We start from the raw sequence: 1,855 nt of genomic DNA on the forward strand, positions 1-1,855 counted from the left end.
CAATGCTGCTCCGGTAGTTAGTAATTTGACTGTTGCTTTTGCTGCAGATGATATAATTACTGACAAGCAAACTACTGAAAAGGCTCATGATGTTGTTTCTAAAGTTTTGGATGCTTTAACTAAAGATTACGACAAAGAATTTAATACAACAGAGGTAATAGACGGAAATGTGGCAATCGTTACTGGTACAAGCACCGTAGATTTAACTGTAACAGACAAAACATTAAGCGGTATGGGAGCTGCTACGTTATCTGCTGATTTACCAGGTTCAAACTTTAAATCTGGAGCAACATTGAAACAAATTGCTACATTCTTAGCTAATAACTCTAGTTATATGGATGAAGCTGATATTGATGAAGATGTTATTGCATTCGCTAAATTTATCAAAGGATATAATGATGGTGTTACTAAATTAGCTACCTATTTCACTAACGGTGATTGGAAAGATGCAAACAATAATGTGATTAAATTAGTTGCAGAAAATGGTATTACTAATAACAAAACGGATGCTGAAAAAGCATATAAAGTAATTAAAGATAATGAAAAATATTTAAATGCTGTTATAAATGCTGAAGGTGTTTTAGATAAAGTTAATGATTTTATAGTTGAAGTAGAAGATTACAAAGGTGAAAATGAAGATGCTTATAATAAAGAATATGTTAAAGCATTAGAAGAAGTAATTTTAGTAAAAGAAACATCAAATACAAGTGCAATTAATGTTTATGATGCTGTAGAAAAGGAAGTAGCTATTTCATATAAAGATTTAAGTAAAGTTGAAAAAGTGTTAAAAGATATCAAGAATGATGATGTTGATGCACTAAGCAAAATTGCAGATTATGATGATGTGAAGGACGCTGAAGAAGTTGCTAACTATATCGAAGGCTTAGAAACAATCATTTCTGATATGAAAGAAGTAAAAGATCTTCTTAAATCAACTAATACGGATGTTAAGGCTTATAAAAAGGATTTAGCAACTAAAGTTAAGAATTTGGCTGTAGCTGCAGAAGCTTTAAATGAAGATGACGATGACACTCAAACTGCTTTAGATAAAGCTTTGAATGCATTTAGAGAAGCTGATGCGACAGCATTAAAGAATTTTGTTGAAGATTACATTGGTTCATTCTATACATTAACTCCAAAACAACTGAATAGCGGTAAGTATGTTGTACGTTTAGAGAATGCTGATTATGGCCGTTATGTTGAAACAACAGATGTATTTGATTTATTAGAAAAAGATTCTGATGAAACTGGTTTACAGTATCTGTTAACTACAGTTATCGACAATGAAGAAAGTGAAGAGACTTACTATGATACTGTTGTTAATACTGTAACTACTGTTGAAGAATTATTAAAAGCGGTAACTACAGATATTGATGGCATCACTATGGGTACTACTTTAACTGATAAGCAAGCTGCTAAGATTGTTGCTGCTAAAAAAGCATTGAATCAATTAGTTGATAGTAAGACTGGCGAAATTGCTAAAGAATACACTAAAGCATTAACTACAAAAGAAAAGAAAGCAGTATTAGCAAATGTTGAATTAATCGATACATTATACTTAAAACTGATTCTTAACGGAACAGTAACTCAATCAGGATGGGTAGATAAAGGCAATGGCGATTGGGATTACATCGCTGAAGATGGTTCTAGACCTTCTAAATGGATTGCTTCTGGTGCTAACTGGTATTATGTAAAGAACGGTACAATGTTACGTAACTCTTGGATCGCTTCTGATGCTCAAGGTACTAGATGGTACTATGTTGATGATAACGGTGTAATGGTTTCTAATACGACTGTTAACGGTTATACTTTCAACTCTTACGGCGTTTGGGTTAAATAGTTAACTAAAAACAAA

1 pseudogene is annotated in these 1,855 nt (G+C 32.2%); it reads left to right on the forward strand.

What is annotated here, in order from left to right:
• Positions 1–1,840: pseudogene (locus DAHG_RS21270) on the forward strand (hypothetical protein); the annotation flags it as partial.
• Between the last annotated feature and the right edge of the window lie 15 nt (positions 1,841–1,855).

It is taken from the genome of Dielma fastidiosa (assembly GCF_000313565.1).
Taxonomy (GTDB): Bacteria; Bacillota_I; Bacilli_A; order Erysipelotrichales; family Erysipelotrichaceae; genus Dielma; species Dielma fastidiosa.